This is a genomic window from Paraburkholderia sp. GW821-FHT02A12 (genome assembly GCF_059422005.1).
On sequence record NZ_JBWKWA010000001.1, the window covers coordinates 4,479,478 to 4,494,564 of the forward strand.

Here is a 15,087-nt window from a genome sequence, read left to right on the forward strand (position 1 = left end):
GCCGTTATACAGAACATGGATGGTCGCGGCCGCAGGGCACGCACATAAAAACGCTACGGGGTTTTAGAGGACAGGCGAAATGGAAAAGTGGGTAGTGATATTGGGCATCTGGGCCATGTGCGCAACTTGCGCGGTGCTGTTCATCCGCGGTGCGACGGGCGGCCCGGACAAACTCGCGTCCGAGGAAGAACGCACCCGCCGGCAGGCATTGCGAGCGTCGGCTGGCGATACGCGGGCGGCTGTGCGGGACTGAACTGCCGGATCCGGCGACTTCCGGTCGAAGAAGTAGAAGCGCCAGTTTCCGATGGGAAATGCGCCGCCCGATTTAGCCAGGCGGCCAGGCAGGCGCGCGCGTCAGTGCCGTGCGATCGGCTCGAACCGCGCGCACGCGTCGCCGGGGGAAACGAACTGGTCGTGCAGACGGCATAGCCGGCTGTCCGCCACGCTCGCGCCAAAACCAGAACTGAACACGACGAGGCCCGGAATGCGCTGCTCCAGTGAATGCCGATCGTCGGCGCGGTACCGGCAGCTTGCGCAGCACGGCCCGCACGCTTCATCGCGTGCGTCCGCGGTGCTGGCGATGCGCACCGTCACGCTCATCACGAGCCCTGCCCCAGGCTACTCCAGTACGGTGCGAACACGTGCGCGGACAGCACGTAGCCGATGGCGATATTGACCGCCACGCCCGCTGTGAAGGCGAGAAACGGCTTCAGCCCGGTGGCGGTCAGCGAGCGCAGGCGCGTGGTCAGTCCGATGCTCAGGAAACAGAACGTGAACGCCCACGTGCGCAGCGCGGTAATCGGCGCAACGAATTCCGGCGTGACGACTTTGCGGTAGTCGGCGAGCGAATAGTGGCTGGCGATCCACGTCACGAGCGCCGACGCGATCACGAAGCCGATCACGAACTTCGGAAAGCGCGCCCAGATTTCACCGGCGTTGGCCCCAGTCTTAACGCCGCTGTCCTGCGACTCCCAACGTGTGGTCGCGACGATCGCCAGCACGAACGCCCAGATGCCGATCCAGATATCGCGGCCGACCACCTTCATCAGCGTGAACGCCTGCAACGACGCTTCCGGCGCGCCGGCAATCGCGCCGCCAGCGTGCTTCCCGAAGTCGCCGTAGGCTTGCGCGGCGGCAATGCCGGCGGCGTCGGCGAATTCGGAGGTGCCGATCCACGCGCCGGCGACCGCCGTCGATAGTCCCAGCGAACGCGACGCGAACGGCAGCACGAAGATCATCACGATCGCCCACAGCACCACCAGCGTAATCGCCACCGACGCCTGCTCGCGCTTGGCCCGCACCGCCCCGGCAATCGCTATCGCCGCCGACACGCCGCACACCGCGCCGCCCACGCCGAGCACGGCGGCGAAGCGCCGGTCGAGGCCGAATGCCTTGCTGGCAAAGAAAATCACGAAGAAGGTGACGAGCGACACGATGCTCGCCTGCGCGACCGCGACCGGACCGGCCCACACCAGCAGCGTGAACGGCAGCGTCGCGCCGAGCAGCACGATGCCGACCTTGATATAAAACTCGACGCGCAAGCCCGCCGAAAACCACTCGGGCAGCGTGAACACGTTCGAAATCAGCAAGCCGAGCGCCAGCGCCACCAGCGGCGGCTCGAGGTTGTACTTCGACGCGTTGATCCAGGCGCCGAGCGTAAAGATCAATGCCGACGCGATGAACAGGATCAGGAACGAGCCGAGAAAAGATCCGATACGCTGTTTCAGCGCGGCGAGGCTCACGCCGAACAGCAGCGCGAACACGATGAACAACGCAACGTAGTTCGGCAGATGCTTGCCGACGTCCTGCGCAGTCTGGCCGACGCTCGACCATTTGGCCGGCGCCACCGCCAGCCACTTGATGCTGCTGCCCGACGCGAACAGCGACCAGGCTACGACGATGACTAACAGGCCGATCCACACGGCCCACCAGTCTTCAGTGGAAAAGAGACCCCCGCCACGCGTGCTTTGCTGCCCGCTGGGCGCGGCGCCGGTCGGAAGAGTGTGGTTGGTATCGCTCATCCCAATGCGCCCGGGGAAGTTGAGATGCATCGACGCGACGCGCGGATTCTGGGATTGTTGTGAAACTTGCGCCGATTTTGCGAAATATAGGCGAGCGAGATAGCAAAACGAAACGACCAATCGCTCTATGGATATGACTTAAAGGAGTAACAGGAGTAACGCCGAAGCGGGGCGCGGGTCAGCGTCAGATGTCGAGCGGGTCGACTTCGAGATTCCAGCGCAGCACGCCCTTGAGGTTGCGCAGCATCGGTTGCCATGCGCGCAGCGTCGCCTGCAAGGCTGCGCGCGAGGCGCTTTCGATCAGCAACTGCGCGCGATGCACGTGCATCACCTTGACGATGGTGAGCGGAACGGCGTCGTAGGCGGTCACGCGTTCGGCCGCCGGAATCTCCGTCAACGCAGCCGCCGCCTGCTGCAAGAAGGCGAGCGCGGCTTCGAGCGTGCGCCCTTCGGCGCGCAGCAGCGCCTGATAGACGAACGGCGGCAAGTGCGCGTCGCGGCGCTCGGCCAGTGTCGAATTGGCAAAGCCGACGTAGTCGTGCCGGGCCAGTGCGTGATACAGCGCATGGCGCGGATAGCGGGTCTGCACCAGCACGTCACCCGGCAAGCCGGCGCGGCCGGCCCGGCCACTCACCTGCATCAGTTGCGCGAAGAGGCGCTCGCTCGCGCGGAAGTCGTGCGAGAACAAGGCGGTGTCGGCGTTGAGCACGCCGACCAGCGACACTCGCTGGAAGTCGTGCCCTTTCGCGATCATCTGCGTGCCGACGAGGATATCCACTTCGCCCGCGTGCACATCGGAGAACAGCGCCTGCGCGCTGCCCTTGCGGCGCGTGCTGTCGGCGTCGATACGCAGCACGCGGGCGCCGGGCACCGCGCTTGCCAGCGTTTCTTCGACGCGTTGCGTGCCGCGCCCCATCGGCGCGATGTCGACGTTGCCGCAGTCCGGGCACGAGCGCGGAATGCGCGATTCCCAGCCGCAGTGGTGGCAGCGCAGCGCGCGCTCGGGTTTGTGCAAGACGACATACGCGCTGCAACGTGGACAACCGGCGACCCAGCCGCAGGCGTCGCAGGCGAGCTGCGGCGCGTAGCCGCGGCGGTTGAGAAACACGAGGCTTTGCTCGCCGCGCTCGAGCCGGCTTTTCAGCGCGGCGATCAGCGGTCCCGACAAACCTTCCACCGATGCCCGTCCCCGCCGCCGTTCTTCTTCCAGATCGATCAGCTTGACGGTCGGCAGCACGGCCGCGGCGACCGCACGGCGCGACAGCGTAAGACGCGTATAGCGCCCCTGGTCGGCCTGCCACCAGCTTTCCAGCGACGGCGTGGCCGAGCCGAGCACCACCGGCACGCCGAGTTGCTTGGCGCGGTAGATCGCCAGATCGCGCGCCGAATAGCGCAGCCCTTCCTGCTGCTTGTAGGCCGGATCGTGTTCCTCATCGACCACGATGATCGCGAGCTTCGGCAGCGAAGCGAGCACCGCGAGGCGCGTGCCGAGCACGATGCGGGCGCGCCCGGTGTGCGCGGCGAACCAGTTGCGGGCCCGCTCGCCTTCCGCGAGACCGCTGTGCAGCGTGACGATCGACGTGCCGTCCAACGCGGCAAAGCGCGCCCGGAAGGCCGCTTCGAACTGCGGCGTCAGATTGATTTCAGGAACGAGCACCAGCGCCTGCGCGTCGGGCTTCGCCGCGAGGATTTTGGCGAGCGCGCGCAGATAAACCTCGGTCTTGCCGCTGCCGGTCACGCCGTGCAGCAGGAACGGCGCGAAACCGTTCGCGTCGCGAATCGCTTCGACGGCGGCCGCCTGCTCGTCGGTCAGCGTGGGCAGCGAGGGCGGCGGCGCATCCGGCGACGTCGGCGCGGCAAGCACCGCGGCGGCTTCGACGATGTCCAGCGCGACCCAGCCTTCGGCCAGCCACGCGTCGAGGGTCAGGATCGCTTTGGGGTGGAGCGCGCGGGCATCGGCGGCCAATAAGAAGTCGGCCTCGGCGAGCGCCTGCGCAAGCTTTCTCAGCGCGCTGGCGCGGACAGGCAATGCCTCCGGCAATGCATCGCGGCCCGCGGCAGTGAGCCGGTAACGCTCTTCCGGTGCGAACAGACGCGTCCAGCGCGACGCGTCGCGCAAGGCTTGCGGCAAAGCGGGCAGCGCCACTTCCCCAAGCCCGCGTTGATAGTAGTCGGCCGCAAAGGCTGCTAGAGCCAGCCATTCCGCCGACACCGGCGGGCACGCGCTGCAAACATGGTCGACCGCGCGCAGGCGTTCGGCGGGGACGTCACTGTGAGCGGTCACTTCGCAGACAAGGCCCACCACGTGACGCTTGCCGAACGGCACGCTCACCAGCGTGCCCGGAGCGACGCGCTCGGGCGTGCCGCAACGGTAGTCGAACAAGGTCGGCAGCGGATGATCCAGCGCGACGCGGACGAATACGGCACTCACGCGGCAGTCTGGGTCAGATGCGTTGATGCGGCACAACGCCGCGTCACGGTCCACATTGGGCAGGAGGCGAATCCGTCGAAGTTAAAGTAAAACTTCAATTTCCGCGCTAAGTTTTGGATTCGGCTGAACAATTGCAATCGGTCCGCGTGCCTGTGGATAACTTTGTTGAGAACTTCGCCCGGAAGGCCCGGGAACCGCGCCGCAGCAGCGTTCTGTGGGATTCCGCACATTTCGTCTCGAAGCCGTGAAAGCCTTGCCAGACAAGGCTTGGATCAAATGCGCCTGCAATGTGCAAGGGCCAGGGCACGATGAAAGCTTCTGCCGCGCCGCAGCGTGATGAATGTGTATAAGTCAAGTCTTGACAAGTACGGAATCGCCATCTGACGGCCCGAAGCCTAGGGTTTTGCCCTTAGACCGAGAGCCCAGCTCGCTGCATTGCAGCAGAAGTCGTAACGGTTACAGCGTCACGTTGGTGCATGAGCGCCGCTGCGAATTGCGCGGCTATGACGATGAACTTCATCGACCAGTTCGGCGACGTGCTCCGGCGGCGTGAATTGCGAGATGCCATGGCCGAGATTGAAAACGTGGCCCGGATGGTTGCCGAAGCTGTCGAGCACGGCGCGCGCTTCCATGCGAATCGCAGACGGCGGAGCGAACAGGACCGAAGGATCGATATTGCCTTGTAGCGCCACCTTGCCGCCCACGCGTTCGCGCGCCTTGCCCAGATTCACCGTCCAGTCGAGCCCGACCGCGTCGACACCGGTATCGGCGATCTCGTCGAGCCACAGGCCGCCGCCCTTCGTGAAAGTGATCACCGGCACTTTTTCGCCGTCGTGATCGCGCTTCAGCTGGCTCACGACCTGCTGAATGTAGTGCAGCGAGAAGCGTTGATAGACACCGTCCGCCAGCGCCCCGCCCCACGTGTCGAAAATCATCACGGCTTGCGCGCCAGCTTCGATCTGCGCGTTCAGATAAGCCGCGACGGACTGCGCGTTGACATCGAGAATACGGTGCATCAGGTCAGGGCGCGCGTAAAGCATCGACTTGACGGTGCGGAAGTCATCCGAGCCACTGCCTTCGACCATATAGCACGCCAAAGTCCATGGACTGCCCGAAAAGCCGATTAGCGGCACGCGCTGGCGGCCTTGCGCGTCGGTCAGCGCCGTGCGGATTTCGCGCACGGCGTCGGTGACGTAGCGCAGCGTGGCGTCGATGTCGGGCACCGCGAGGCGCGCCACATCGTCTTCCGTACGCACCGGCCGCGCGAATTGCGGGCCCTCGCCGGCGACGAACTCGAGGCCGAGGCCCATTGCGTCGGGCACCGTCAGGATGTCGGAGAACAGGATCGCCGCGTCGAGCGGATAGCGCTCGAGCGGCTGCAGCGTGACTTCCGTTGCATAGGCCGGATTCTTCGCCAGACCGAGGAAACTGCCCGCGCGACCGCGCGTGGCGTTGTATTCCGGCAGGTAGCGGCCCGCCTGTCGCATCAGCCAGATCGGCGTGTAGTCGGTCGGCTGGCGCAGCAGCGCGCGCAGGAAAGTGTCGTTCAGGAGTTTATGGGCCACGTTGCGTGCGACTAAGGGCAAAGGAGCATTTTACCGGACCCGGCTCGCCACATCTCGCTTGATGCAGGCAATAACTGCATCGCACATGCTTTCGGCTGTCTTTGAGCCGCCCCGCGCGGCGTTATGACTCGGACGAACGGCCAATATTCAACCGCGATTGGCCGGGCTATCATCCGACAGCTCTACCAGACAATTACACGTAATCAAGGAAACTCGATGAACAAGGCAGCACTCGCACTGCTCGGCGTTTTGGCCGGTGTTTTGATGCAAGGCGGCGTGGTCCACGCGCAGACCAGCCCGACCGCCGCGGCGCCTTCGCGGCTCGACGAAATTCTTGCGCGCGGCACGCTGCGCGCCTGCACGACCGGCGATTACAGACCGTACTCGTTCCATAAAGCCGACGGCCAGTTCGAAGGCATCGATATCGACATGGCTGAGTCGCTCGCCAAATCGCTCGGCGTGAAGGCGGAATTCGTCAAAACGTCGTGGCCGAACCTGATGAACGACTTCGTGGCGAAGTGCGATGTCGGCGTGGGCGGCGTTTCGCCTACGCTCGAACGGCAAAAGCGCGCGTTCTTCACACAGGCGTACATGATTGACGGCAAGACGCCGATCGTGCGGTGCGACGACGTCAACAAATATCAAACTGTCGCGCAGATCGATCAGCCGGCTACCCGCGTAATCGTCAATCCGGGCGGCACCAACGAGCGTTTCGCGAAGCAGTACTTTTCGCACGCCAACGTCACCGTCTATCCGGACAACGTGACGATCTTCAAGCAGATCCTCGCCGGCAAGGCCGACGTAATGGTGACGGACGCATCGGAAACGTTATTGCAGCAAAAGCTGAATCCGGGTCTTTGCTCCGTGCATCCGGACAAGCCGTTCCAGTACGGCGAGAAGGCGTGGCTTCTGCCGCGTGGCGACGTTGCGTTCCAGCAGTATGTCGACCAGTGGCTGCATCTGGCGCGTGCAACCGGTGAATATCAGGCGATTTCGGATAAGTGGCTGAAGTAAGGCTTGCTGGTTGCGGGCCGCGCTTGCTGGTTGCTGGTTGCAGTTGCGTGTTCCCCGTCTGGCATTTTTACTCTTCCCCTACTTCGCACGTGCTGCGACGCAGCGTGCCCACTTACGCCGGGAGAGCTAAGGTGCACGGGTCAGGCAAGAGCCTGTAACACAGGCGATCATCCGCAAAAAAGATGAGCGTGCAACCATTTCATGCGGAATCGACTGAACGGATTACCTTGCAATATGCGTCGCGAATGGCATCAATCAGGCGTATTAAATTGCGGGCCAGTCATCGGTAAAAATTACGTTTAAAACGTTTCAATTTGGCAATAAATCCCGCAACGCCTTATCTGGCGGGCGTTACAACCTGAAACACTTTGTTACCGCGCTCGTAGATTAATTCGCCCACAATGCCCTCAACGGTTTCAACACGGATGTGGCTGGGTGCGTAGTGTGAGCGGATACGATGCACTTGCCGGTCGGCGTTTGCCGAAGCCCTGTGAAGGGGCATCCCTGCTGGGGCCGTAGTCGGCGCAGGGTCGTCGTCTCAGTCGGTTCCTCCTTTGGTCTCCTCGCGCTAACCCCGTAGCGTGTGGTTTTTAGCGGGCTCCAGGCCCGCTTTTTTTTCGTCTGGTCAAACGTTTGCGCGCTTTTTTCAGGGTCGTTTTCGCGCGCCGCCTCGGCCAACGTGTCCCTCAAAATGCAGGCCGGCTCAGCGCGGGCGTTCGCGCCGCGCTGAGCCCGCAAGCACGTCACGCTGTCTTGTCTTCTTTCACCTTCAGTTCGCTGATCATCCGTTCGCGCATGATGAATTTCTGCACCTTGCCGGTAACCGTCATCGGCAGTTCGTCAACAAAGCGAATGTACTTCGGCACCTTATAGTGCGCGATCTGGCCCTGGCAGAATTGCTGGATCTCTTCGGCCGTTGCCTGCTCGCCTGAGCGCAGCACGATCCACGCGCACACTTCCTCGCCGTACTTCGAATCCGGCACGCCGAACACCTGAACGCTCTGGATCTTCGGGTGGCGGAACAGAAATTCTTCGATTTCCCTCGGATAGATGTTCTCGCCGCCGCGAATCAGCATGTCCTTCAGGCGACCGACGATATTGCAGTAGCCTTCGGCATCGAGCGTGGCGAGATCTCCGGTGTGCATCCAGCCATCGACGATGCTTTCACGCGTCTTCGCCTCGTCGCCCCAGTAGCCTTGCATCACCGAATAGCCTTTGGTGCACAACTCGCCCGTCTCGCCCACCGGCACGAGATTGCCAAGCGGATCGACGATCTTCACTTCAAGATGAGGCTGGATGCGGCCGACCGTCGTGGTTCGCTTGTCGAGCGGATCGGTGGTCGAACTCTGGAACGACACCGGGCTCGTTTCCGTCATGCCGTAGGCAATCGTGATCTCGTTCAGATGCATCTTCGAGACGACTTTCTTCATCGTCTCGATTGGGCACGGCGAACCGGCCATGATGCCCGTGCGCAGACGCGAAAAGTCGTAGGTGGCGAAGTTGGGATGATCGAGTTCGGCGATGAACATGGTCGGCACGCCGTGTAGCGCGGTGCACTGCTCTTCGGCGACGGCAGCCAAGGTAGCGGCCGGGTCGAAGCCCTCGCCCGGAAACACCATATTCGCGCCGACCGATACGCACGCCAGCACCGACAGCACCATGCCGAAGCAATGATAGAGCGGCACGGGGATGCACAAGGCGTCCTGCTCGGACAGGCGCATCGCCATCGCGATATAGCGCGCGTTGTTGACGACATTGCTGTGCGTCAGCGTCGCGCCCTTCGGATTGCCAGTTGTGCCGCTGGTGAACTGAATGTTGATCGGTTCGTGGCACGACAGCGTTGCACCGATGGCGTCGAGCCTCGCGGCATCGAGCGTCGCGCGGCCCTGCTCGATGACTTCGGAAAAGCTCAACATGCCGGGCGTTTGCGTGTCGCACATGCGGATCACGCAGCGCAGATCGGGCAAACGCGCGGCATGCAGTTCGCCTGGCGCATGCGTGGCCAGCTCCGGCGCGAGTTCCTGCAGCATGTCGAGATACATCGACGTTTTGAAGCGCTCCGCCGCGACGATCGCCTTGCAGCCGACCTTGTTCAACGCGTAGTCGAGTTCGGCCAGCCTGTACGCCGGATTGATGTTGACCAGCACGGCGCCGATACGCGCAGTCGCGAATTGCGTGAGCAGCCACTCCACCCGGTTCGGCGACCAGATGCCCACACGGTCGCCCTTTTCGATACCGACCGCGAGGAGCCCGGACGCCAGCACGTCGACCTCTTCCGCGAACTGTTTCCACGTCCAGCGAATGCGCTGCTCGCGAAACACCACGGCTGGACGGCCAGGGAACCGTTCCGCCGTATCGTGCAAGAACTGACCGATCGTCGCTTCACTCAACGGAATATCGGTCGATCCGCGGACATACGAGAGGCCGTCTTTGGGTGCGATGAGTGCGCCTTCGCCTGACACTTGCGTTGCCATGGTGTTGTCTCCGTGAGCGGAAGCTCGCCCTATTGAAATGAATTTGAAACCGATTGTGCCACCGGCGTGTGCCGGGACGGCATCAAGTCTTACCCGCAGCGCATCTGCGGCTGATTCCGACCGTGCGTCACCCCGTCCGACCACATGATTTTGCTGACCTTTCCGTAAACGTCAAGTAGCGGTCAAAAAAAGCAGCCACGAAGGCTGCTTTCTTTCTGAAACATGTTGCTTACTTCTGACTGCGCAGCTTGCGCAGACGCTGGATCGCAGCGAGTTGAGCCGTCGCATACGCCAGTTCCGCTTGCGCGGTTGCGTATTCGAGGTTCGAACCCGTGTTTTGCAGCGCTTCTTCTGCACGCTTGCGTGCATCTTCGGCCTTGGCTTCGTCGAGATCCTTGCCGCGGATTGCGGTGTCGGCGAGAACCGTCACGGCGCCCGGCTGGACTTCGAGAATGCCGCCGGCGACGAACACAAACTCTTCTTCGCCGTTTTCAGCTTCGATGCGCACCGCACCCGGACGAATCCGGGTGATGAGCGGCGTGTGGCCCGGCAGAATGCCGAGTTCACCCGCTTCGCCCGGCAGCGCGACAAACTTCGCCTGGCCCGAGAAGATCTGCTCTTCCGCGCTGACGACGTCTACTTTAATGGTTGCCATATCGACTCCTGTGGCGACCAGAGTTGGCGCTTTAGCGCTTACTCTGGTCCCATGCAAAGCTCGACGAGTGTTAGCGCTTTAGCGCTTATGTCGACCGGAGTGAGTGCTTTAGCACTTACTCCGGTCCCACGCTGCGCGCTCTCGTCCCATGCAAGGCTGGATTGAGCGTAGTAAGAGGCGCCGGCTTTGCGTTCCGATACACGACAGGTATCGATACGCGCGAGGCCGGCGCCCGCTTCGTTACACCCGACCTTTACTGGATCTTCTTGGCCTTTTCGAAGGCTTCGTCGATCGTGCCGACCATGTAGAACGCCTGTTCCGGCAGGTGGTCGCACTCACCTTCAACGATCATCTTGAAGCCACGGATCGTTTCCTTCAGCGGCACGTACTTGCCCGGCGAGCCCGTGAACACTTCAGCGACGTGGAACGGCTGCGACAGGAAACGCTGGATCTTACGAGCGCGCGCGACGGCGAGCTTGTCTTCCGGCGCCAGTTCGTCCATACCCAGAATCGCGATAATGTCGCGCAGTTCCTTGTAGCGCTGCAGCGTTTGCTGCACGCCGCGCGTGATCGAGTAGTGCTCTTCGCCGATCACGTTCGGGTCGATCTGACGCGAGGTCGAATCGAGCGGGTCGACTGCCGGGTAGATACCCAGCGAAGCGATGTCACGCGACAACACGACGGTTGCGTCCAGGTGGCCGAAGGTCGTAGCCGGCGACGGGTCGGTCAAGTCGTCCGCAGGGACGTACACGGCCTGAACCGACGTGATCGAGCCGGTCTTGGTCGACGTAATACGCTCTTGCAGCTTACCCATTTCTTCAGCCAGCGTAGGCTGATAGCCCACTGCCGACGGCATCCGGCCGAGCAGTGCCGACACTTCGGTACCGGCCAGCGTGAAACGGTAGATGTTGTCGACGAAGAACAGCACGTCGAGGCCTTCGTCACGGAAGTGCTCAGCCATCGTCAGACCAGTCAGCGCGACGCGCAGACGGTTGCCCGGCGGCTCGTTCATCTGGCCGTACACCAGCGCGACCTTGTCGAGAACGTTCGAGTCCTTCATTTCGTGATAGAAGTCGTTCCCTTCGCGGGTACGCTCGCCAACACCGGCGAACACGGAGTAACCGCCGTGTTCCTTAGCGATGTTGTTGATCAGTTCCATCATGTTGACGGTCTTGCCCACGCCGGCGCCACCGAACAGACCCACCTTACCGCCCTTGGCAAACGGGCAGATCAGGTCGATCACCTTGATGCCGGTTTCGAGCAGTTCGGTCGACGGCGACAGTTCGTCGAACGCCGGAGCCTTCTGGTGAATACCGCGAACCACGTCCGAGTTGATCGGGCCGGCTTCGTCGATCGGGCGACCCAGCACGTCCATGATCCGGCCCAGAGTCGGCTTGCCGACCGGCACGCTGATCGGCTTGCCGGTGTTCTTCACCGCCGTACCGCGACGCAGGCCGTCCGATGCACCCAGACAGATGGTACGGACGACGCCGTCGCCCAGCTGTTGCTGGACTTCGAGGGTCAGTTCCGAACCTTCGAGAATGAGCGCGTCGTAAATCTTCGGCATGGATTCACGCGGAAATTCCACGTCGATCACCGCGCCGATGCACTGTACGATCTTGCCTTCTACCAAAGCAGTAGTACTCATCGCTTTTCCTTTAGATACTCAATTCTTCACTCGCGCAAAGGCGCAATTTCGATGGGGTCACCTGGACGGGTGCGCCGCAAGGGCGCACACGAAGCGGCATGGCCGACCGTCAAGGTCAGACTGCCGCCGCGCCACCGACGATTTCCGACAGTTCTTTCGTGATCGCGGCCTGACGGCTCTTGTTGTACACGAGCTGCAGTTCGTTGATGACCGTCTTCGCATTGTCCGAAGCGGCCTTCATCGCGACCATCCGTGCCGACTGCTCCGATGCCATGTTTTCCGCGACGGCCTGATAGACCAGCGCTTCGACATAACGCACCAGCAGTTCGTCCACCACTGCCTGCGCATCCGGCTCGTAGATGTAGTCCCACTGCGTGCTCGGCGTCGTGCCGTCTCCTTCCTTGCGCTCGAACTGATCTGCCGACAGCGGCAGCAGTTGCTCGATCACCGGCTCCTGCTTCATCGTGTTGACGAAGCGCGTGTACGCCAGGTACACCGCCGAAACCTTGCCTTCCGAGTACAGGTCGAGCTGCACCTTCACCGCGCCGATCAGCTTTTCCAGATGCGGCGTGTCGCCCAGATGCACGACATTCGACACTACCTTGGCGCGCAGACGGTTCAGGAAACCCAGACCCTTGGTGCCGATCGCGGTTGCTTCGATCGCCTTGCCCTGGCCTTCCAGTTCCTTGAACTTCTGCAGCGACGCACGCAGCACGTTGGTATTCATGCCGCCGCACAGACCTTTATCGGTCGTGACGAGGATGATGCCGGCCGTTTTCGCGCCTTCGTTCGACACCATGAACGGGTGACGATACTCCGGGTTCGCACGGCTCATGTGTGCAGCGATATCGCGGACCTTGTCGGCATACGGGCGAGCAGCGCGCATGCGCTCCTGAGCGCGGCGCATCTTCGATGCGGCCACCATCTCCATCGCTTTCGTGATCTTGCGCGTGTTTTGCACGCTCTTGATCTTGCCGCGAATTTCCTTCATTCCAGCCATTGCTTGCTCCTTGTCGGCCCGAGTTAGCGCTTTAGCGCTTACTCGGGTCCCATGCAAAGCGATCGAAGCAGCGCGGGGGCATTCGCATGCGGCCCGCGCCGCTTCGAGGTCCGTTTATGCCTTGCGGATCACTCGCGGATCAATAAGCGCCGGACTTCTTGAAGTCTTTGAGAGCCGTGTGCAACAGGCCTTCGTCGTCCTTCGAGAGTTCCTTGGTGTCTTCAACGCGCTTGACCAGGTCAGCGTGCTTCGACTTCAGGTAGTCGCGCAGGCCCTTTTCGAACGGCAGCACTTGCGCAACTTCCAGATCGTCGAGGTAGCCGTTGTTCGCGGCGAACAGCGCGATCGCCAGTTCCCACACCTGCAGCGGCTGATACTGCGGCTGCTTCAGCAGTTCCGTCACGCGGCGGCCGCGCTCCAGCTGCTTGCGGGTGGCTTCGTCGAGGTCCGACGCGAACTGCGCGAACGCAGCCAGTTCACGGTACTGTGCGAGGTCGGTACGGATACCGCCCGACAACTTCTTCACGACCTTGGTCTGAGCCGCACCACCGACGCGCGACACCGACACGCCAGCGTTAATTGCCGGGCGGATACCTGCGTTGAAGAGGTCGGTTTCCAGGAAGATCTGGCCGTCGGTAATCGAGATCACGTTCGTCGGAACGAATGCGGTCACGTCGCCTGCTTGCGTTTCGATGACCGGCAGTGCCGTCAGCGAACCGCTCTTGCCCTTCACTTCGCCGTTCGTGAACTTCTCGACGTACTCTTCCGAGACGCGAGCAGCACGTTCCAGCAGACGCGAGTGCAGATAGAACACGTCACCCGGGTAAGCTTCACGGCCCGGCGGGCGGCGCAGCAGCAGCGAGATCTGACGGTATGCCCAAGCCTGCTTGGTCAAGTCGTCATAAACGATCAGCGCGTCTTGACCGCGGTCGCGGAAGTATTCGCCCATCGTGCAGCCGGCGTACGGTGCGAGGTACTGCATTGCAGCCGATTCCGAAGCCGAGGCGGCCACGACGATCGTGTATTCCAGCGCGCCGGTTTCTTCCAGCTTGCGCACCACGTTCATGATCGACGAAGCCTTCTGGCCGATCGCGACGTAGATACAGAAGAGGTTCTTGCCCTTCTGGTTGATGATCGCGTCGACTGCGACTGCGGTCTTGCCGCACTGGCGGTCGCCGATGATCAGCTCACGCTGGCCACGGCCAACCGGCACCATCGCGTCGATCGACTTCAGACCGGTCTGGACCGGTTCCGAAACCGACTTACGCCAGATCACGCCCGGAGCAATCTTTTCGATTGCGTCGGTTTTCTTCGCGTTGATCGGGCCCTTGCCGTCGATCGGGTTGCCCAGTGCGTCGACCACGCGGCCGAGCAGTTCCGGACCCACCGGCACTTCGAGAATGCGGCCCGTCGTCTTGACGATGTCGCCTTCCGAAATGTGTTCGTACTCACCCAGAATCACGGCGCCGACCGAGTCGCGCTCGAGGTTCAGTGCGAGACCGAAGGTGTTGCCCGGGAATTCGAGCATTTCGCCCTGCATCACTTCCGACAGGCCGTGGATACGCACGATACCGTCGGTCACGGAGATCACAGTACCCTGGTTGCGAACGTCTGCGCTCGCTTCAAGGCCCTGGATCCGGCTCTTGATCAGCTCGCTGATCTCAGAGGGATTGAGTTGCATTATTCGCTCCTGATAGTCAATTCTGTTGCGTGCCAGCCGCTTCAGCGCTTTGGGCGCTTCAGGCCGTCAGAGCCGTCTGCATGCTGGCAAGCCGCGCGCGGACCGAGGTATCGAGCACTTCGTCGCCGACCGTCACGCGCACGCCGCCGATCAGCGACGGGTCGACTTCGACCGCCGGCTTCAGCTTGCGTTTGAACTTGCGTTCGAGACTTGCGACGAGGTCGTTCAACTGCGCGCCTTCGAGCGGGAATGCGCTAACGATCAGCACATCGGCCGCCCCTTCGCGGGCGTTCTTCAACTCTTCGAACTGCGCGGCGATTTCCGGCAGCAATTGCAGTCGATGGTTATCGACCAGCATTTGCACGAAGTTTTTCGCTTGCGCGTTGTCCTTGAGCGGCGACTTGATCGCGGCCAGCAGTAGTTCGCTGACCTGGGCGCGGCTTACTTTCGGGCTCGAGGCGATCGACAGCACTTCGGGCAGACGCGCAACCTGTGCCAGCTCCTGCACGAGCGTGGACCAGGCGGCGATGTCACCAGCTTCGGCCACGCCAAACAGCGCTTCTGCGTACGGACGGGCGATGGTTGCAAGTTCGGCCAT

12 protein-coding genes are annotated in these 15,087 nt (G+C 62.3%); 2 read left to right on the forward strand and 10 right to left on the reverse strand.

What is annotated here, in order from left to right; genetic code table 11:
* Positions 1–79: 79 nt before the first annotated feature.
* Complete coding sequence (locus AC07WT_RS20715; RefSeq protein WP_494948293.1) at positions 80–253, forward strand: hypothetical protein; 174 nt, start codon at positions 80–82, stop codon at positions 251–253.
* Positions 254–354: 101 nt separating this feature from the next.
* Here the strand turns inward: AC07WT_RS20715 and AC07WT_RS20720 are convergent, their stop codons facing one another.
* From AC07WT_RS20720 to hemE, 4 genes are all read right to left on the reverse strand, one after another.
* On the reverse strand, positions 355–600 hold the full coding sequence (locus AC07WT_RS20720; RefSeq protein ID WP_494948454.1) for a hypothetical protein: 246 nt from the start codon (positions 598–600) through the stop codon (positions 355–357).
* Entirely contained in the window at positions 600–2,021 is a 1,422-nt protein-coding gene (locus AC07WT_RS20725) for a YeiH family protein (protein ID WP_494948294.1), read from the reverse strand. The genes AC07WT_RS20720 and AC07WT_RS20725 overlap by 1 nt, the downstream gene beginning before the upstream one ends.
* Positions 2,022–2,205: 184 nt before the next feature.
* Positions 2,206–4,452 carry a primosomal protein N' gene (locus tag AC07WT_RS20730; protein WP_494948295.1) on the reverse strand — a complete coding sequence of 749 codons (2,247 nt, stop codon included), beginning with the start codon at positions 4,450–4,452 and terminating at the stop codon, positions 2,206–2,208.
* 464 nt (positions 4,453–4,916) lie between these two features.
* A complete protein-coding gene (gene hemE, locus AC07WT_RS20735) occupies positions 4,917–6,017 on the reverse strand; it encodes a uroporphyrinogen decarboxylase (protein WP_492590801.1) in 1,101 nt (366 codons plus the stop codon).
* 216 nt (positions 6,018–6,233) lie between these two features.
* Between hemE and AC07WT_RS20740 the strand changes: the two genes are divergently transcribed.
* Positions 6,234–7,031 carry a transporter substrate-binding domain-containing protein gene (locus AC07WT_RS20740; protein ID WP_494948296.1) on the forward strand — a complete coding sequence of 266 codons (798 nt, stop codon included), beginning with the start codon at positions 6,234–6,236 and terminating at the stop codon, positions 7,029–7,031.
* A 743-nt stretch (positions 7,032–7,774) separates the two neighbouring features.
* On the opposite strand, the gene AC07WT_RS20745 is transcribed toward AC07WT_RS20740, so the two are convergent.
* The 6 genes from AC07WT_RS20745 to AC07WT_RS20770 form a co-directional block, all read right to left on the reverse strand.
* Complete coding sequence (locus AC07WT_RS20745) at positions 7,775–9,505, reverse strand: AMP-binding protein (RefSeq protein WP_494948297.1); 1,731 nt, start codon at positions 9,503–9,505, stop codon at positions 7,775–7,777.
* A gap of 229 nt (positions 9,506–9,734) precedes the next feature.
* On the reverse strand, positions 9,735–10,160 hold the full coding sequence (locus tag AC07WT_RS20750; protein WP_492590798.1) for a F0F1 ATP synthase subunit epsilon: 426 nt from the start codon (positions 10,158–10,160) through the stop codon (positions 9,735–9,737).
* A gap of 253 nt (positions 10,161–10,413) precedes the next feature.
* On the reverse strand, positions 10,414–11,808 hold the full coding sequence (gene atpD, locus AC07WT_RS20755; RefSeq protein ID WP_494948298.1) for a F0F1 ATP synthase subunit beta: 1,395 nt from the start codon (positions 11,806–11,808) through the stop codon (positions 10,414–10,416).
* 115 nt (positions 11,809–11,923) lie between these two features.
* Positions 11,924–12,808 (reverse strand): F0F1 ATP synthase subunit gamma, encoded by an 885-nt coding sequence (gene atpG / locus AC07WT_RS20760; RefSeq protein ID WP_494948299.1) that lies wholly within the window; start codon positions 12,806–12,808, stop codon positions 11,924–11,926.
* Positions 12,809–12,947: 139 nt separating this feature from the next.
* The gene (gene atpA / locus AC07WT_RS20765; protein ID WP_492590796.1) at positions 12,948–14,489 is read right to left on the reverse strand and encodes a F0F1 ATP synthase subunit alpha; all 1,542 of its coding nucleotides are present in this window, start codon (positions 14,487–14,489) and stop codon (positions 12,948–12,950) included.
* Between the two features lie 58 nt (positions 14,490–14,547).
* The gene (locus AC07WT_RS20770) at positions 14,548–15,087 is read right to left on the reverse strand and encodes a F0F1 ATP synthase subunit delta (protein WP_494948300.1); all 540 of its coding nucleotides are present in this window, start codon (positions 15,085–15,087) and stop codon (positions 14,548–14,550) included.